We start from the raw sequence: 19,415 nt of genomic DNA on the forward strand, positions 1-19,415 counted from the left end.
CAGAGAACACAGAGGAAGAGGAGTTTGAGTGTTTTTTGCGTAAGTCCTAAATTACGAATTACCCAATCTTATTCATCAATCTGCCAAGCATCCTTGGTAAATTCTTCATCAAGAACTTTCTTAGGACGTAAAATTACAATTACTTTCCCCAATAGAGGATTTTCTGGTGCAGTTTCAAACCACTGAAAATCAATTTCACCAGCATTATCAACTGCAAAGTAACTAGACGCATCCCATTCTCTTTGAGCGCGATCTATTACCACCAGCACAGGTTCTATTTTAATGTGGGTAGGGTTGGGGAAGATATCGCTACTAGCAATAATTACTACTGGGTCTTCAGCAGATCGTAGCACGTACCAACCTGGTAAGGATACCCAAGCTTGTTCTCCAGTAAATTTGACGATGCGAAATGGTCCAGTTTCTGTGATTATGGGTACAGCTTTCAAATCCTGTGGTGACAATGGCAACTCACCCACAACAGGTACAAGTCGAGGTAAATCTTCATCTGACTCTAGTCGGAAAAAGGGTAAAATCGGGGCTGGTTTACTGGCGATGTTGGTAAAATCAATTAGTAATTGTTCTATTTGTTTTCTAGCTGCTGGTGAGTGAGCAAAGCGCAACCCCTTAGCAATTAAACGCGATCGCTGTTGTAAGTCTGAGTTCTGCCTAGCCAACTTCCAAACTTGATAAGCTACTGCATCCCCTGGATGAGCCGTAAAACCCTCTGGTGGGCTGGAAAAACGGGAAAAATCTTTAATTGCTTTGGCAATGTCTCTCACCTCGTCTACATCAAGTTTATGGAGGAAAATTAAATCCGCTGCTGCCGCTCGATCTTCTTGTGCAAGTAGGCGTAGTTCATACAAAATATCACTAGCCCTCATACCGTAGTATGCTCTTGTGTCCTCTGATGCGCCAAACTTTTCTAAAGAACTATAAACTTGAGAACCAACAATTAACTGATTTTGTTGGATTGGCTCAAATCCAGTGGCTTCAAAGATTTCTTGGGGATTGTAATTGGCCTTTTGGAGATAAGCAATAGCTACTCCCCATTCCACCCAGTTACCTTGCTTTTGTCTCAGCTTAACTAGTAATTCTTGTGCCATGTCGTTGGCTACATTATCAGAATTTTGAGCGTTTGGTGATACTTCAGTCATAATCTAGAGATTTTCCTATGAATAAATATTAAGCCTGTCAGCATCTTTGCTGCTATTCTCTGTATCCTAATTAGTCCGCAGGAAAATAATTATTTCCCAATACTAAATAACTAATAGAGTCTTCTCAACTCAGCTTAGTATGGAATATAACAAAAACGTGAAGATATGAAATTAATTTATGAATAATCCCAATCTCGAATTTAATCAAGCTACTTCTCCATTAAGTACCCGTGAACGTTCAAAAAAGCTGAAAATTTTAGTAGTTGATGATGAACCAGATAATCTGGATCTACTGTATCGCACCTTTCGTCGAGATTTTGATGTCCTCAAAGCTGATAGTGGTATGAGCGCTTTGCAATTGTTGGAACAACAAGGGGAGGTGGCGGTAATTATATCTGATCAACGAATGCCAGAAATGAAAGGAACCGAATTTCTGAGCAAGACTTTACCACAGTTTCCTGACACGGTGAGAATTATTCTCACTGGGTTTACTGATATTGAAGATTTGGTAGAAGCGATTAATAGCGGACAAGTCTTTAAATACATTACCAAACCTTGGGACTCTGGAGAATTGAAGGAGGTTGTACAAAGAGCAGCAGCGACCTATGATTTGCTTAAACAAAGAACTGAAGAATTGCGTCGGGCTAATGCCCAAATTGATCTTTTGACTGTTTTAGTGGAGGTAACTCAAGCAGCTTCCGGCTTAGAGGAAATTCTTGCACCAATTGCCAAGGCTTTTAGTGAGACATTTACGTCCGATGGTTGTATTATACAACTCATTGAAGAAAATGTTTTGGTTGCAACGCAAGGTGTTTACAGTAAAACTGGTATAGTTAAAAACTGGCTTTCTCAAGATCCATTGACAAAGGAAGCGATCGCCACTCATCAAATACAATCGTCCTTAAATATATCTAAAGATCCTCGCCTTAGTAGTCTTAGTTACTACCAGGATGCTGGAGTTAAAGCTCATTTAATCATCCCCATTAATTATCGAAATGAAATGTTGGGGGTGTTATCACTACAGTGGCAAGAACCTTGTATTTTAAGGGCAGATGAACTCAAACTGATTCACTTATCAGTGGAACTAGTAGCGATCGCTCTAGCAGGAAGCCATCTGCCAGCCTAGCAATAATGTGTATTTAAAAAGACAAATATTAACCACTAATCACATCGTGTTCAGTTAAAAACTAGAACTTACGTACTATATAAATTAGACATGATCTGAGTCAACGATAATTGGTGATTATAGGCTTTGGGAACAGCATATTAGTAGGGTGCGTCAGACTCGATAATTTGGCACAATTAATAAATTTCCTATATCTGACGCACCTGAAAAGAGACACAAAACCCAGACATCATATTTGATGTTTTTTGTCAATTCGGAAGTCCTAAGTCCTAAAAACTTATAATTAAGGCTGACGCGGAAATGGGAGGATACTCTGACGCAGTGACGTGGAGCGTTTTTTAATCATTCAGAGGGAACAGGAAGCAACTCTTAACAGAAAAAACTCATGTTTAAAAACATGAGATTGAAATAATGACACTGTTTTTTTCGTGTCACTCTCCTTGTAAAAACATCCTTTTTTTGACTGAGCTTTAAACTCAGAACTAAAGTTTTTTATTTGTTCACTGTTCACTGTTCACTGTTCACTGTTCCCTTCTTTTGTAATTAAGCAAATATGATATGAGTAATGAAATTCGTGACATTTTTAACCGTATTGCTCCAGTATACGACCAACTAAACGACTGGTTAAGTTTGGGACAACACCGGATCTGGAAAGAAATGACAGTTAAATGGAGCGCAGCTCAACCCGGTGATACTTGCTTGGATTTGTGTTGCGGTAGCGGCGATTTAACTTTTAGGTTAGCAAGGCGGGTAGGAATGACGGGAAAGGTTTGTGGAGTAGATTTCTCCCCCAAATTGCTGGAAACTGCCAAAGAACGCGCTCTTACCTATTATCACCAAGGAGAGATAGCTTGGTTAGAAGCGGATGTTCTGAATTTACCCTTTCAGGACAATCAATTTGATGCAGTCACCATGGGCTATGGTTTAAGAAATGTTAAAGATATTCCCCGCAGTTTGCAAGAAATATATCGCGTTCTCAAACCTGGTAGCAAAGCCGCAATTTTAGACTTTCATCGACCAAGTGAAATACCATTTCGCGCCTTTCAGCAATGGTATTTGGACAATTTAGTTGTTCCCATGGCTACTAATTTAGGAGTCAAGGAAGAATATGCTTATATCAGTCCAAGCTTAGATCGCTTCCCCATTGGGAGAGAGCAGGTAGAGTTAGCCCATCAAGTCGGTTTTGTCAACGCTACACATTACCCCATCTCTAACGGTATGATGGGGGTATTAGTAGTAATCAAGTGATTGCTGGGTAACTGGTAGAAAAGACAGAGGGTTAAGAGTAAGAATATTCGTCTTTGCTCCCTACTACCCTGTTTTTTTCCCATCCCCATCCCTATTCCCCGTTCTCTAATCCAAAATCCTGTGGATTGGTCTCATCTTTGGCTTTATGTATCACCCCCAATTCTGGGTGGAATTATTGGCTATTTCACAAATGATATAGCTATCAAAATGTTATTTCGCCCTTACCGAGCGATTTATATTTTTGGACGAAGAGTACCGTTCACTCCTGGATTGATTCCTAGCAATCAGGAGCGTCTGGCTCAAAAAATTTCCAATACCATTATGGGATCGTTGTTAACGCCAGATGAATTACAAAAACTGGCTAAACGGCTCCTACAAACTGAACGAGTACAAAGCGCAATTCTCTGGTTATTGCGGCTGGCTACTGAACAAATTCAAGGTGATAAAAATCAAAAAAGTGCCAAAGTTGTAGCCGCAATTTTACGAGATTTATTAGGGGAGTCATTACCACGTCTCCTCAAAACTCTGGCGCGACAAGAGAACTTTTTAGAAACACAGATCAACCAAATTTTTGATCAGGTGTTGCTAGAATTTCAACTGAGTGAAGAACAATCCATCAGGTTAGCTGATTGGCTGTTAGAGGTAGTTTTACCACCGGATATATTACGACAAGCAATAGTTGATTTTTTAACAGATCGGACAATTCAAACTATTGATGACAGCTTTCGGGAAAAAACCAGCGGTACTTACTGGGTAGTTGCTAATCTATTTGGTTTACGCAATACTCTCACCAGGTTACGAACATTTTGCTTAGATGAAAAAGAAGCCAGTAATAAGCGCTTGCAAGAATTAATTCAAGATTTGCAAATGCGCGATCGCTTCAGAAAATTATTACAAGATTTATCTTTCCAAAATTTACCAATTGGTACAGTCCGTCAATTAAGAAAAACTACCAGGGATAGTGTTCGTCATTACTTGCAAAATAGTGGTAGCAGTTTATTACAAGAATTAACGGAATCAGCCGATTGGGAAAATATTTCTGTCGTGTTGCTGAAGCGTTTGAGTAATTCCCCTGTTGTCAGTACTTCCTTGGAAGTTGTTGCTCAAGAATTGGCTTTAATTTTGGAACGGTATTTGGAAAGAGATTTAGAAGCGATTGTTGCCCAAGTCATTCCCATTTTATCGATAGATCAAGTGATTGTTGACCGAGTAAAATCAACTTCACCTGCTGATTTAGAAGCAGCAATTGAGGGAATTGTTAAAAATGAATTACAATCAATTGTGACTTTAGGTGGAGTTTTGGGTTTTGTTGTTGGGTTATTTCAAATCGGCTTTCTAATTTTAAGTCGATATTAAAGTTGTCTTGTCTGAATCAAGATTTCCGGAATTATTTTAGCTCTCTTTCATCACTATCGGATAAATCGACAGATTTTCAAGGTTATAGCCTAGGAAAAATTAAGATTTATCTATTACTGCTAGATTTGCTGATAGTTCGTCTTCTTCAAAGGCATCTGAATAAAGTCTTTTATTAAAGACTTTAATTAAATCTTGAACCGAAACTTCTTTAACCCGAATTCCATCAACATCGTACAATTCCCTAGTGATATTTTTGCTGATTATCCATACCTGACAATTTTTACCTTGAATTTGCAGAGTTTTTTTTCTAACACCACCATCTGTTAATCTGAAATCAATTGTGATCTGAGAATTCTTCAATTTATTGACATAATTTTCAATTTGTTCTTTTTTATGTTCTTCAAAATTATTTCTAAGAGTACAGTCGTACATAACTGCAAGACTACCAATTATGAAAAAACCATCTGCTCTACCAGCTTGATTTTTTTTGTCATATTGATACAAGCTGTGGATACCAAGTAGCCTGAGAATCATGAATGTATAATCTTCAAACTCTGATGGATCTGATAGTGTTTTGTAACTACCCAATGATAAGCAAATTTTTTCCTTAACTAATTTGAGATTGAACGTCTCTATATCAGAAGTTGATGAATTTGAAACTAATTTTATATGAGAAATTGGTGAATTTGGAACTAATTCTATATCAGAAGTTGGTGTATTAGTTAATAATTCTGTAGTTTGATTAACTCTAGGTGCAAGCAGTCGAATATTTTTAACTGATTTAATAACTCTTCCATCTCTATAATTTATGATTTGTACTATAAATTCAACCTGATCTCCTTTGGCAATATTTTCTATTTCTATTTCTTCTAAATCTTCTTTAAAGAAGAATAAATCTTTATTCAAACTATCTAAGGGTTTATCTGTTTTGATAAAGCCGTTGCCTTTCTCTACACTTACCCAATTAATAACACCTGTTAAGCTGATAGATTTATTTAAAAAGCGTATTTCTTCGGCAATTTTTTGGATATTGCCATCTTTTCTCTTCCATTCTGTAACACTGAATTCTACTAAATCTGCTCGTTCTACATATTCAATACCGATGCCAATTAGCTTATCAGCGAAAAAAAGGATGTCACCTTCATGTCCAGGTATTGGTCTATCAGAATCAATAAATCCAAGACCAGCTTTACCTTCCTTAAAACTAATAGCCCTAATTTTTCCTGTGAATCTCATGCTCATTGACTGAAAATCTCTCAAAAGTGGTAAATATATAATTTCCCAAAAGCCTTACAATCTAACAGTTTCAGGTGTAAAAATCTTGGCATTATATATTTTGGCAGTTAAGTGTAACCTGAGAAAGTGATCTCTGTCACCTCTTCATTCATGATTAGTAACTTACTTAACTACCAGCTTTTAATTTTGGATAAGCAATCCGTTTATGATGAAATTGTTGCCAAACATCCACAAAGATTTGGGCAATTTTTGACATTTCGTCCCTTGTCAATCCCGAATCTATTAATTGTTCATCTTGCCATTTAGCACGCAAAATATTATTAAGCATACTTAATGCTTGTTCTGGAGTAGCATCTTTGAGACTTCGCAACGCTGCTTCACAAGAATCTGCTAACATGACAATTCCTGTTTCCCGTGATTGAGGAATCGGTCCATCATAAGAAAAATCAGCTTTGTCTACCGTTATAGTCGGGTCTTCCTTCGCCATTTGCTGGGCTTGGTGATAAAAATAAGCGATCGCCATTGTTCCCTGATGTTCGGGAATAAAAGCCTGAATTGCTGTGGGTAAACTATGTTTTTTTGCCATCACCAAGCCTTCTGTAACGTGCTTTTTGATTATGGCTGCACTCTTCCAGGGGTCTTTAATTTCTGTATCATGTTTATTTGAGCCACCCATTTGGTTTTCAATAAATCCCAGAGGGTCGTGCATTTTCCCGATATCATGGTATAGCGTGCCAGCCCTAACTAATTCGACATTGCAGCGCAGTTGTTTAGCCGCAGCTTCAGCCAGAGTCGCAACGAACAAAGTATGTTGAAAAGTTCCCGGTGTTTCTGTAGCCAGTCGCTTTAACAAAGGACGGTTGGGGTTTGCTAATTCTGCCAAGCGGATCGGGGTAGTGAGATCAAACAGTTTTTCCAGATAAGGACTTAACCCCAAGGCGATAATACTCCATGCCAAACCAGATAAAGCGAAAAAAGCTGACTCTTGCAAGACAAGATACCAGCTAGACCGGAATGCTGCGCCAACAATTATATTTAAAAGTAAATAAATACCCCCTTGGGTTAAGGCAGTAAAAATACCTAATAATGCCAGTTCTTCGCGCGATCGCAATCTTTGTGCTACACAACTGCTCAAGATTCCCCCAGCCGCACCAGCCAGCAGCCCCATCTTACTAATTTCTATGGTTATTGGTAGTATGAGCGATAGCAGCCCGACAACTGTTACAGCCAAAATCGAGCCGTAGAAACTACCTAACAATAAACCAATAGCGCTCCAAGTGGTATATTGTACACCCATTGCTATCACACTAGGGACACTAATAGCTAGTAGCAATATCAACAAGCGATCGCGTTCTCGCAACTGACTATCAATCCGCCGTTCTAGCCACACAAAAATGCCAATAGCAACGCTAACCAAGCCTGCTAATCCTATTAAATTTAGCCAATTCACCTGTCGGCGAATCAAGTGATACTCCTCTAGGACATCAAATTTCCATTCTGTAATCCGTTCTCCCTTTTTAACAATCACCTCCCCGCGCCGCACGTCTACCATTACAGATGAAACCTTCTCAACTGCTTGTTGAGCTTGCTGTTTCGTTTGTTCTTTATCTTGCGTCAGATTCGGTTTCAGTACAGTTAACAAAACTTTAGTTGCTAATGATTCGGCTTCTCCAGGTACAGATACTTGTACTTGTAGGCTTACTGCATCCTCTAAAATGCGACGTGGTAGTCCTGAGGGTAGCCCTTGGGTGAGTATTCGCTCTGCACTTTGATGGATTCCTTTTTGGGTTTCTGCCCAGTTTTGATCTGACAATTCCAATAGGGATGTTTCTACATAAACTCTTTCTGAACTTTCATTCTCTATTTGTAAAAGTTTAGCGTTAGCTTGAAAATATTTCTTCCTGCTTTCAGATATTTGAGTAATTAGTGAAGATGAATCTTTTTCTGATGTTGTAAGTCGGTAAGCGTCTATTTCCAACAACGCTTGATTAAACTCAAGAAGATGACTTGGTGACGCGGGGAATATCTGATTATTTCCCTGCTGAACTGTAGGAGTAGATGATTTAGAAGGTATTTTTTTAGCTGCTTGACCCAGCTTGGGTTTGGAAAATTTTAAATATGGTTTTTGAGTATTTTCTAAAGTTACTAATAGCTGTTGCCACTCTGATTCTAGACAAGAGCGGAGATAGCGCTGGGTAGGAATAGGCAAAACTGAAATATCGAAAAAAGGAAAAGACCCCGCTACCGCACGAATTTCATTACCTTCATCTATAACTCGCTGCAAATGTTTTTTGATTTGTTCATTTTTTTTAGCATCGATCATCAATACTGGAACGGAATTTGTCGTAACTGTTTTGCGCTTCGCTTCTGTTTGTTTCTGATCTTCTATGCTGGCAGAATAGGGGGCAATAAATGTTTGCGGTGCAATAGTTCCAACTTTCATCTGGGGCTGGTTGTATAATTGATGACCCATCACACCCGTGAGGGATACTATCGCCATGACCAAAATTACGGAAGAACGCTTTTCATGCAGCCAACAGAAAACTTTATTTCTGAGAGATTTTGCCGTTGATTTGGGTGCTAATGTTCGTTTTCGGTGTCTCTTTTGATCAGTCTTGGATAATAAATACAGGAGTAGATTTTTGAGGATAATCCTGTAGGTTTTCTGATTATGGCTTTGGCTTTTGGGACTGCTGAACACATTCAGCCACCTGATTTTACGGCATAACACTTTGTACTGTCTGCGCCATTGCCTCAATTGCTGGGTCAAAGATTGCAAAAATTGCTGCGTTTTCATTACCTCTGGCTGTAGTTGCTTACTTTGATCACCCAAAACAAGACAATTGTTACTGAATAATTACGAATTACTTTGACACTCCGTTGCTTTTTCAGCTTTAGCTTCAGTGAATTATACCAGTTGATTTTCCAATGCATATTAAATGCTGTTGCCAGACAATGATTTTTTAGCGCGGGCGAATAACCCGTGGTGCGGCAAATATTAACAGTGAATCTAAGTCTGATAATACACTCTTCTCTGGCTCAAGGTCATAAAGTCCTGACCAGACTCCTACCAGTGCATCAGCTAATTCTAATATCTGGGCAAAACTACCCATTCCCCATGCTGGCTTTGTGACTGAGAATGAAACCTGCCAATTTACGGGAATACCTGTTGTACTATTATATGCGCCTGATAATGCCCCAGTAATTGCACTTATGGTTTGTGATTTTAAAGACCAGATATTTGGCATTCGATGATTATTTTGATCAGTAGCCCGTAAAACTGCCAGCCGGAAGTCTTCTAATGTACTCAAAAAGCAGTAAAAGGCTAATGCAATATTGTTACTCAGTTCTTCTTGCTTACTCAACTCAGTTCGCGCTTGTTCTAATCCCGCTCCTTGTTGTAATAAGCTATTGACTGTGAATAAATTTTGTGGTAAGGAAGTTGGTGTCTTTCCCAGAAAAGAAATTGTTTGGGGAATGAGAGTTCGCGGGTGGAGTTTTTCTGTTAGAGATTGTGCGATCGCATATCCTATAACTAGAGCCGCATCTTGTATTATCGGCTCAATCTGCCAAATTTGTAATACTTGCTGTAGGTTTTGTTTAAGTTTAATATCATCTTCATGAAAAAAAATTGCCACTGGTAAAGTGGCTAAAATTATTTTTCCCCAAGCAGTCTCTGTTGTTTCTACCTCTACAGAGGCTTGTTGGTAAAGCCTTAACCAATCATCTAAATCTAATCTACCTGCTGCAATTAAACTTTTGCTACCCAGAATCGCTACATTACCTAAATTACCAGGATTCTGTCTAGCTAAATTTTCCCCTAGGAACGCTCCCAGAAAAATACCTCTAACCCGATTTACGAGAGAATAACGCATACGATTTGGGAGTTTAGATTTTGGAGTTTAGATTTTGGAGTTTAGATGGCAGCATTTAGTCCAAAGACTAAAATTTACAGCATAATTTTAAACTTCGTCTTTTCTTAGATGCTGTACTAGTGCTTGTAAACCCAACAAATAACTTTGGACACCAAAACCACTAATTTGACCAATCACTACCGGGGCGATATAAGAATGATGTCGAAAATCTTCTCGACGATAAATATTACTCAGGTGTACTTCTACCGTAGGTAAGTTTACAGCAGCGATGGCATCGCGTAAAGCTACACTTGTATGGGTATATGCTCCGGCATTAATCACAATTCCCTGATATTGCCCTAAAGCCCCGTGAATAGTATCTAGTAAAACTCCTTCATGATTTGACTGTAAAGTCGTAATTTTTGCCTGGAACTTTAATCCTTCTGCTTCTAAGAGGCGATTAATATCCTCTAGGGTTAGAGAACCGTAAATACCCGGTTCTCGCTGTCCTAGTAAATTCAGGTTTGGCCCATGCAGTACTAAAATACTTAAAGGTATCAACGTCAACTCCAAAACCTTGAGGTTATTAACGACGGCGTGACCGTTCATTCACAGGAATCGGAATCAGTTCCGGTTCCGCTTGTGCCTCTGGACCTAGCAATGCTTCAATTAGCTTCCGCGCCAATTCTTTCAGCTTTTCCAGTACCTTTTCTATATAGTCCATTGAACTGACCGCTCCTGAGATACTACCTCAATTTTAATTAACTTTCCTCGTAGAAACTAGTGTTTTGTTCCACTTTTGGTTTCTAACGCGGTTGATAAACTCACACATCTAGGGTATAAGCCAATTAATTTGGTTTTGTGTTTTTCGCTTACCTACATGGATGTTTGGGAACAATTTAGTTTGATTTGAGCAAGTTTATTGTTACTGTTTACAAACCTTACTTCTTAGAGTACCACATGATTTTGTTGATTGGGTAAGAGGTAATTAGTAAGTAGTTGGACAAAATTAAATTCATTGGTGGAGACTTTTCACAGGGAACTCTGAACCGAGCTAAAAAAAGAGACCGCTTGCCAAAATTGGGAAAAGAGGAAGGTGGGGTAAGTAGGTAAACAGAAAAATTTAAAGGTATGTGAAGAAAAGTAAATAGGGCTGAAACCCTCTTTCCCCCTGCCCCCTGCTCCCTGCCTTACCCCAACGACAATTTTTAACGCCCACCTACTTACTAATTTCCTGGGGTGAATATTAATCCACTCACTTAAAGCTACAAATGAATCTCTATATCCCCAGTCCCCACATTCCCAGTCAAGATTTCCTAACTTGATGTATCTTTCTTTTTTCCACCTGTCGTTGATGACTTGGTGGTTGACTTAGTTTTAGAATTCGTTGATTTAGTTGTTTTGCGGGTAGATTTGGTAGATGCTTTAGCTTGTAGCAATTCCAGGGCTGTAGACAGCGTCACCGTTTCTACTGTTTGACCTTCAGGAATACTCACATTAGTTTTGCCGTGCTTAATGTAAGGTCCATATGGGCCATCATAGATATTTATGGGTGAATCGTCCTCTGGATGTGTACCCAGTTCTCGTAAAGCTGCTTTGGATTTGCTAGTGCTAGAAGCGCGTCCCTTTTTCGGTTCCGATAATAACTCGACTGCACGTTCTAGGGAAATTGTCAATACATTGTCAGCAGCTTTGAGGGAGCGGTAATCTTTGCCCTCTTTCCCCTGGTCATGAACAACGTAAGGACCAAAGCGTCCCAAACTAGCTTGAATTTTACAATTAGTGAGTGGGTGAACTCCCAAGGTTCGAGGTAGCGCCAAAAGACCCACAGCCATGTCAAAAGTGACATTTTCATGTGTCACACCTTTAGGTAAGGAAGCTTGTTTTGGTTTAGGGTTTTCGTCGGTTTTGTCCCCCAACTGGACATAGGGTCCGTAAGTACCAATTTTCACATAAATCGGTTCACCAGTTTCGGGATGGCGACCTAATTGGTCGGGGCCTGTGGTTTTTTGTCGCAGTAGAACTTCTACCTGTTTGGGGTCGAGGTCTGCGGGGGTGAGGTCTTTGGGAATGGAAGCGGTGACAACACCATCACCATTTTCGACTTCGATGTAAGGGCCATATTTACCAATACGGACTTTAGCATCTAAATTTTCTAATACTACGGTTCTAGCAATAGTGGCATCAATTTGACTTTCTTGTTCCCTCACCAGAGTTTCTAAACCTTGCTCACCCAGATAAAATTTCTGCAAGTAGGGCAACCATTTGGCTTCACCTGTGGAGATATCATCTAGGGTTTGCTCCATTTTTGAGGTAAAGCTGGGGTCAACAATGTCAGGGAAATGTTTCTCCAGTAAGTCAGTGACAGCAAAAGCGGTGAAGGTAGGAATCAAGGCATTACTCACCAACTGGGCATAACCTTTGTCGATGATAGTGCCGATGATGCTGGCGTAGGTACTAGGACGACCAATACCTTCGCTTTCTAAGGTTTTGACTAAACTTGCTTCGGTGTACCTAGCTGGGGGCTGGGTTTCATGTCCCACCGCTTCTAGTTCTGTACAAGTTGGATGATCCCCAACTTTTAAGGGTGGTAAAATTACTTCTTGGTCTTCTAATGCGGCTTCGGGATCATCAGAACCTTCGACGTAGGCGCGGAGGTAGCCAGGAAAATCTATGCGCTTCCCAGAGGAACGAAAACCAGCATCTTCAACTTGCAGTTGGACAGTAATTTGGGTTTGGCGAGAGTCAGCCATTTGACAGGCGACGGTGCGCTTCCAAATTAGGTCATATACCGCAAATTCTCTGCCGCCTAACCCAGTTTCTTGAGGGGTACGGAAACTGCTACCTGCGGGGCGAATGGCTTCGTGTGCCTCTTGTGCGCCTTTGGATTTGGTGGTGTATTGCCGAGGTTGCGGGCTGAGGTATTGTTTGCCATATTTTTCTTCTACACAACTCCGGGCAGCTGCGATCGCTTGCTCTGACAAATGTACCGAATCTGTACGCATATAGGTAATATACCCTTGCTCGTACAAATTTTGGGCAACCCGCATGGTGTCTCTTGCTGAAAGGCGCAATTTGCGGTTAGATTCTTGTTGCAGCGTTGAAGTGGTAAAGGGTGGGGCGGGTTTGCGGGTAACTGGGCGTTCTTCAATGTCGTTGACATTCCAAGTTTTACCCGTCAGTCGTTCTTTCAGAGCTTCGGCTTGTTCCTCACTCAGCAACACGACATTGCGCCCAGCGGTAATTTTTCCGGTGGCGGGATCAAAATCGCTGCCTGTAGCCACTTTTGTGCCTCCTAGCGCCACTAACTGAGCGTTAAAAGGGGTTTTTTCCTGAAGTAGGCTGGCTTTTAAATCCCAATATGTACCCTCATGGAAAGCACGGCGTTGGCGTTCCTTTGTGACTAACAGCCGCACCGCTACAGACTGGACTCGTCCTGCGGATAAACCCCAAGCGATTTTTTTCCATAGCAAGGGCGATAGGGTATATCCTACCAACCGATCTAAAATTCGTCTGGTTTCTTGGGCGCGAACTAACTGCTCATCAATAGTACGGCAATTTTTCAAAGCCTTTTTGATGGCATCTTGGGTAATTTCGTGGAACACCATTCGCTTTGTCGGCACTTTTGGCTTCAGCAACTGGTATAAATGCCAACTGATGCTTTCACCTTCCCGGTCTTCGTCGGTTGCCAGAATTAATTCATCAACACCTTTGAGGGCTTCTTTAAGCTGGGTGACAACTTTCTTTTTATCCTTGGGGACAACATACACCGGTTCAAAGTCGGCTTCTATATTCACCCCAAGCTGCGCCCATTTTTCCCCTTTGACGGCGGCGGGAATTTCACTAGCTGACTGCGGGAGGTCACGCACATGACCCATTGAGGCTTCTACCCGATAGTCTTTGGGCAGGTAGTTGCGAATGGTACGAGCTTTGGTCGGAGATTCGACAATGACGAGAGTTGACATGGAAATTTTAAAAAAAGAATAGCTGTGAAGCTAAACAGTCAAGTTGAGATAATTTTGGCGAAATGTCAAGATGAAACGTCACGCTGAGGTGGTGATTTAATCCTCACAACTACCCGCTAGGGTGAAAATCTGCTCAACTTCAGGTTTAGTTCTGCCCAGGAGACTGGGTAGGAAATGGTCACGTGTAGAATTGTCAGATATTTCCATCTTTAACTTATCTAACGCATAATTGGCGACTAAAGTTTTCAAAACATACAGCAAGTGTTACACATTGATACCTTCTTTCTTTGAGGACTAAGGGTTCTGAGCAATTGTAAATTCTTATACTTATCTACATACGGAGTAAGTTGAGCGGCAAAGGATACCTCATCTGACTCTAACTAAAGTGCGATCGCTTCCGGCAAATTTGGAGAAAAGGATAGTAAGTCCCCATACCAAAATATATGTCCATTTTTTAAAAAATTATCTAAATCTTTATATTCCTGCTCTGTTGTCCGTTAAAAGATTCCTGTTATTTGGCATAAGTACTTGTTGGCAGAAAAAACTTTCTATATTTAAATACCTTATCCATTTTCTGTCGGTTGGCTTAAGCTACACCGTAACCCAACGCATTTGTTTGTTTTTATGCTGATTGCTCCGCGAACGTTTACGTTCCACAACCCAACCTAAAAATCAAGGCTTTTTCCAATTTGGACAAAGTATTGATATTTTAAAGTTATTAATTAATGAATCTCTTGTCAATGATGGCAAAATTGTGTAATCTCTGCGCCTTAAACGTCATTACAAAAAAAGGGAACAGTCAACAGTGAACAAATAAAAAACTTTAGTTCTGAGTTTAAAGCTCAGTCAAAAAAAAGGATGTTTTTACAAGGAGAGTGACACGAAAAAAACAGTATCATTATTTCAATCTCATGTTTTTAAACATGAGTTTTTTCTGTTAAGAGTTGCTTCCTGTTCCCTCTGAAAAAATAACCTAAGTAAGACTGAATTCCTGACTACAAACCTTTAATTATTTACATTGCTCTACTTAATTTTCAGATTGCTGTTTAGATAATTAGTAAATAGCATATATGTAAATTTGCTGGATCTGATTTTGTGCTTTTAACTCATATTTTCTGGTTCCTAAATTACAGTATATTACGTTATCTAAATATCTTGACATAGAGTAGTTTAGTGAATACTATGTCAATCAATCAGGATTTAATTTACTTTTCTGGGAATCTCTGTCATATCCTTTACCACTATCCTCACATCAATATATGAAACTAAACTGGTTATTACTTAGCCTCACAAGTGTTCTTCTAATATCCTTGCCAGCAAAGGCAAATTTTAACACGAATCAAGTTGAGAACGCAAACGTTGGACAGGGAAATCGCTCAAATTTACAACTACCAGAATTAAAATTTATTCCTCCAACTCTTTCAGAAGATTTTGCCAATCCAATAGATACTGCTAAATACACTGGTATAGTCCCTTTAGGAAGAGAATTATCAGAACTACAGACTCCGATTAAAGCATTAATGGCTCGATACAGATTCCTCACTCCCGGAATCTTTTTTATGGACTTGCAAACCGGAAATTATTTAAATATAAATGGTGATCAACCTTTCTCGGCTGCTAGTACAATTAAGTATCCTATTTTGATTGCTTTATTTCAGGAAGTAGATGCAGGGAGAATCAACTTAAATGAAACATTGGTGATGCAACGTAAACACGTTACTGGTGGTTCTGGAGATATGCAGTATCGGCGAGTAGGAACTAAGCTGAGTCTTTTAGAAACTGTCAATAAAATGATGACTATTAGCGATAATACCGCTACCAATATGATGATCGACCGTTTAGGTGGTAAGGCAAATTTAAATCAGCGGTTTCGGGCTTGGGGGTTACAAAGTACTGTAATTAAGAATATGTTAGGAGACTTTAAAGGAACTAATAAAACTAGTGCCAAAGACTTAGTCAGACTGTCAGCTTTAATTACAAATAATCAATTAATTTCTGATACAAGTCGCTCTCAAGTTTTAGGTATTATGATTCATTGTCATAATAGAAGCCTACTGCCATCTGGCTTGGGTAATGGGGCAAGTATTGCTCATAAAACAGGAACTCTGAGGTTTGTACTGGGAGACGCGGGTATTATTGAAACACCATCAGGTAAACGCTATTTAGCAGGAATTTTCGTGCGAAGACCAAATAATGACAGTAGAGCCATAGCTTTTATTCGTCAAGTATCTCAGGTTGTATATGGTTATTTCGAGCAACCAAAAGTTACCAATCTACCTCAATTATAAATTTGATTAATTTATAAATTAAATTGCCAATTTCATCAAAATAACGGGGCTTAAACAACCATTAAGCCCAAAATAGCTCCAGTCACAGCAAATATGTCACAATTAAGTAGTTTTTTGATGTTAACTAATAAAATTTTTCCTCATAAATTTACAAAAGTTCATATCTTAGCAGAACTGTACAAGTAAACCTTGAAAAACAAGGTGTGATCTTAAGTCTTCTCATTTTTATCTGCCATGTGGTAAGGTTATATAAAAATGAGAAGATTATGAAAATAAATAAATGAACATAACTGTCAATAGTTTCCCAGCACAACTATCGGCTGTTGCATCTGGGCTATTATTAGGTTTTTGGCTGAGTGGATGTAGTTCCACCCCTGATGATCAATCCCAGGTAAATGCTACACCTAAGGCTATCAGTGCTGTAAATCCTGCCAAGAAAGACAAAAAGGTAATTCTCACAACTTTCACTGTTATTGCAGACATGGCTAAAAATGTAGCGGGTGATCAGGCAATTGTGGAATCAATTGTTAAACCTGGTGCAGAAATTCACGGCTATGAACCGACACCCAGTGATTTAGTTAGGGCGAAATCAGTTAACCTAATTTTAGACAATGGTTTGAGTTTAGAACGCTGGGCAGAGAAATTTTACAACAGTGTTCCTAAGGTTCCTCACATTACTCTAAGTGACGGAATTAAACCTGTAGAAATTGCGGAAAATGCTTACAAAGGCAAACCTAATCCTCACGCGTGGATGTCACCCCAAAATGCGTTGATTTATGTCGAAAATATTCGCAAAGCACTGGTAGATTTAGACCAAGAGAATGCAGATACTTACAATGCTAATGCTCAAGCATACAGTCAAAAAATTCGGACAATTGACCAAAAACTGCGAAAAAACCTGTCAGTCATTCCTTCTGATCAACGCTACATAGTTAGTTGTGAAGGTGCTTTTTCTTATCTTACCCGCGATTACGGTTTAAAAGAAGTTTATCTCTGGCCAGTAAATTCAGAACAACAAGGCACGCCGAGACAGATGGAAAAGGTAATTGAAACTGTTAAGACAAATAAAATACCTGCTATTTTCTGTGAAAGTACAGTCAGTGATAAAGCTCAAAGAGAAGTTGCTAATGTGACTGGTGCAAAGTTTGGTGGGGTATTCTATGTAGATTCTCTTTCTTCATCAGATCGGCCAGCAACAACTTATCTCAAGTTACTTGAATATAATGTGAACACACTAATTCAAGGTTTACAGGGAAATTAAAAATGTGGAAGTGAGTTAAGTTTTTTAGGAGAGAATATAAATTTTCTGTCTTTACAAACTAAAAAATAACAAGTGATAAATGAATATGAACTTAATCAGTATTGATGTCGAAAATGTCACAGTTGATTACCACGGCAAGGTGGCTTTACATGGTGCTTCTATGCAACTCAAAACCAGTTCAATTTGTGGGTTGGTGGGGATGAATGGTAGCGGAAAATCAACTCTATTTAAAGCAATTATGGGGTTTGTTAAGCCGACAATAGGCAGGGTGTTAATTAATGGCTTACCTATGAGAATGGTACAAAAAAATAACCTGGTAGCATATGTACCACAGTCAGAGGAGGTGGACTGGAATTTTCCGGTAAGTGTTTATGATGTGGTAATGATGGGGCGTTATGGGTATATGAATATATTGAGAATTCCCTCAGTTCAGGATAAACAGGTAGTGAGGGAAAGTTTGGAGAGAGTGCAAATGTGGGAAATGTGCAATCGCCAAATTGGAGAACTTTCTGGTGGACAAAAGAAACGTGCCTTTTTTGCGCGTGCTTTGGCACAACAGGGAAAAATATTACTGCTAGATGAACCATTTACAGGGGTGGATATCAAAACAGAAAAAGCCATGATTGACCTATTATTAGAATTAAGAGAACAAGGTCATACAATTTTGGTTTCTACTCATGACTTGGCATCAATCACAACTTTTTGTAACCAAGTCGTTTTAATCAACCGTACTATCTTAGCTTACGGCAATACCTCTGAAGTTTTTACAGCAGAAAATTTATCTCGTACCTTTGGCGGTTCCCTCGGTGAATTGACGTTTACTAAAAGCCGTTTAAATTCTAATAATCAGGAAGAAATATAATGGAATTACTTCAATGGTTTACTGTCCCTTTGCAAAATGCATTCATGGTTAAGGCAATTTTAATTAGTGCCTTAGTTGGGATGGTTTGTTCAGTGCTATCATGTTACATGATCTTGAAAAGTTGGGCATTAATGGGTGATGCAGTTTCCCATGCAGTTATGCCTGGGGTTGTAATTGCTTATATATTAAAAATACCCTTTGCTATTGGGGCATTTGTATTTGGTGTCAGTTCAGTTGTTGCTATTGGTGTGATCAAGTCTAAGACAAGAATTAAAGAAGATACCGTAATTGGATTAGTTTTTACTGGTTTTTTTGCTTTGGGCTTAGTGCTAATTTCTAAAACACCAAGCAGTATAGATTTGACGCATATTCTGTTTGGTAATGTTCTGGGTATTTCTCAATCAGATATCATTCAAACTGTAATTATTAGCGTTATTACTTTAGTAGCAATCGCCATCTTACGCAAAGACCTATTGTTATTTTGTTTTGACCCTACTCATGCACGTTCTATCGGCTTAAATACAGGAGCGCTCTACTATCTTTTACTATCATTACTATCTTTAACTGCTGTGGCTGGACTACAAACTGTAGGGATTATTCTGGTTGTAGCGATGCTGGTGACACCCGGAGCAACTGCTTATTTATTAACAGACTGCTTCGACCATATGATGCTGATTGCTATGGCTTCTGGAGTGTTTTCAAGCGTTATGGGAACTTACATTAGCTATTACATCGATGGTGCAACTGGTGGTTGTATTGTTGTGTTGCAAACCTTATTGTTCATTGTAGCCATGATATTTGCACCTAAACATGGTTTATTGGTTAGAGCTAAGAAACAGAAACTCAGTTAGAATTAATAATCCGGCTGGGATAGATTCTCAAAGAGTCCAAAAAAATGATAAGTACCTGAGCAAAATTAATTGAATATTTTCGGAACAAATAAAAATCCCTATAGTGCTTATCTGTTCCCTGTTCCCTGTTAAGAGTTCCCTATTCCCTCTCCTAAATGTACAATTTATTTTGCACGACTACTTATTTAAGTATTTTACAACCCATCTCTTTGAA

14 protein-coding genes are annotated in these 19,415 nt (G+C 39.2%); 7 read left to right on the forward strand and 7 right to left on the reverse strand.

All coding sequences use genetic code 11. From position 1 onward, the window contains the following. Positions 1–68 precede the first annotated feature (68 nt). A complete protein-coding gene (locus ANA7108_RS0112080; protein ID WP_016951050.1) occupies positions 69–1,154 on the reverse strand; it encodes a RuBisCO accumulation factor 1 in 1,086 nt (361 codons plus the stop codon). 178 nt (positions 1,155–1,332) lie between these two features. On the opposite strand from ANA7108_RS0112080, the gene ANA7108_RS0112085 reads away from it, so the two are divergent. The 3 genes from ANA7108_RS0112085 (at position 1,333) to ANA7108_RS0112095 (ending at position 4,884) form a co-directional block, all read left to right on the forward strand. Further along, positions 1,333–2,280: a response regulator gene (locus tag ANA7108_RS0112085; RefSeq protein ID WP_016951051.1), complete on the forward strand. Its 948-nt coding sequence runs from the start codon at positions 1,333–1,335 to the stop codon at positions 2,278–2,280. A 558-nt stretch (positions 2,281–2,838) separates the two neighbouring features. Then, on the forward strand, positions 2,839–3,528 hold the full coding sequence (ubiE, locus tag ANA7108_RS0112090; protein WP_016951052.1) for a bifunctional demethylmenaquinone methyltransferase/2-methoxy-6-polyprenyl-1,4-benzoquinol methylase UbiE: 690 nt from the start codon (positions 2,839–2,841) through the stop codon (positions 3,526–3,528). Between the two features lie 120 nt (positions 3,529–3,648). Next, positions 3,649–4,884 carry a DUF445 domain-containing protein gene (locus ANA7108_RS0112095; protein WP_016951053.1) on the forward strand — a complete coding sequence of 412 codons (1,236 nt, stop codon included), beginning with the start codon at positions 3,649–3,651 and terminating at the stop codon, positions 4,882–4,884. Between the two features lie 99 nt (positions 4,885–4,983). Here ANA7108_RS0112095 and ANA7108_RS0112100 read toward each other — a convergent pair whose 3' ends face one another. From ANA7108_RS0112100 to topA, 6 genes are all read right to left on the reverse strand, one after another. Next, on the reverse strand, positions 4,984–6,126 hold the full coding sequence (locus tag ANA7108_RS0112100) for a cold-shock protein (RefSeq protein ID WP_026104141.1): 1,143 nt from the start codon (positions 6,124–6,126) through the stop codon (positions 4,984–4,986). Positions 6,127–6,286: 160 nt separating this feature from the next. After that, entirely contained in the window at positions 6,287–8,917 is a 2,631-nt protein-coding gene (locus ANA7108_RS0112105) for an HD family phosphohydrolase (protein WP_016951055.1), read from the reverse strand. A 166-nt stretch (positions 8,918–9,083) separates the two neighbouring features. Continuing rightward, a complete protein-coding gene (locus ANA7108_RS0112110; RefSeq protein ID WP_016951056.1) occupies positions 9,084–9,995 on the reverse strand; it encodes an ADP-ribosylglycohydrolase family protein in 912 nt (303 codons plus the stop codon). An 87-nt stretch (positions 9,996–10,082) separates the two neighbouring features. Beyond that, on the reverse strand, positions 10,083–10,583 hold the full coding sequence (gene aroQ, locus ANA7108_RS0112115) for a type II 3-dehydroquinate dehydratase (protein ID WP_042490445.1): 501 nt from the start codon (positions 10,581–10,583) through the stop codon (positions 10,083–10,085). Continuing rightward, positions 10,561–10,698, reverse strand: coding sequence for a hypothetical protein (locus tag ANA7108_RS30490; RefSeq protein ID WP_016951058.1), 138 nt, complete (start codon positions 10,696–10,698; stop codon positions 10,561–10,563). The genes aroQ and ANA7108_RS30490 overlap by 23 nt, the downstream gene beginning before the upstream one ends. 592 nt (positions 10,699–11,290) lie before the next feature. Further along, positions 11,291–13,939 (reverse strand): type I DNA topoisomerase, encoded by a 2,649-nt coding sequence (gene topA / locus ANA7108_RS0112125; RefSeq protein ID WP_016951059.1) that lies wholly within the window; start codon positions 13,937–13,939, stop codon positions 11,291–11,293. A 1,259-nt stretch (positions 13,940–15,198) separates the two neighbouring features. Between topA and ANA7108_RS0112135 the strand changes: the two genes are divergently transcribed. From ANA7108_RS0112135 to ANA7108_RS0112150, 4 genes are all read left to right on the forward strand, one after another. Beyond that, complete coding sequence (locus ANA7108_RS0112135; RefSeq protein WP_016951061.1) at positions 15,199–16,227, forward strand: serine hydrolase; 1,029 nt, start codon at positions 15,199–15,201, stop codon at positions 16,225–16,227. Positions 16,228–16,507: 280 nt separating this feature from the next. Beyond that, positions 16,508–17,488 carry a metal ABC transporter substrate-binding protein gene (locus ANA7108_RS0112140; protein WP_016951062.1) on the forward strand — a complete coding sequence of 327 codons (981 nt, stop codon included), beginning with the start codon at positions 16,508–16,510 and terminating at the stop codon, positions 17,486–17,488. An 85-nt stretch (positions 17,489–17,573) separates the two neighbouring features. After that, positions 17,574–18,350: a metal ABC transporter ATP-binding protein gene (locus ANA7108_RS0112145; RefSeq protein ID WP_016951063.1), complete on the forward strand. Its 777-nt coding sequence runs from the start codon at positions 17,574–17,576 to the stop codon at positions 18,348–18,350. Then, the gene (locus ANA7108_RS0112150; RefSeq protein WP_016951064.1) at positions 18,350–19,201 is read left to right on the forward strand and encodes a metal ABC transporter permease; all 852 of its coding nucleotides are present in this window, start codon (positions 18,350–18,352) and stop codon (positions 19,199–19,201) included. The genes ANA7108_RS0112145 and ANA7108_RS0112150 overlap by 1 nt, the downstream gene beginning before the upstream one ends. Positions 19,202–19,415: the final 214 nt, after the last annotated feature.

This window comes from Anabaena sp. PCC 7108, from assembly GCF_000332135.1.
Classification (GTDB): Bacteria; Cyanobacteriota; Cyanobacteriia; order Cyanobacteriales; family Nostocaceae; genus Anabaena.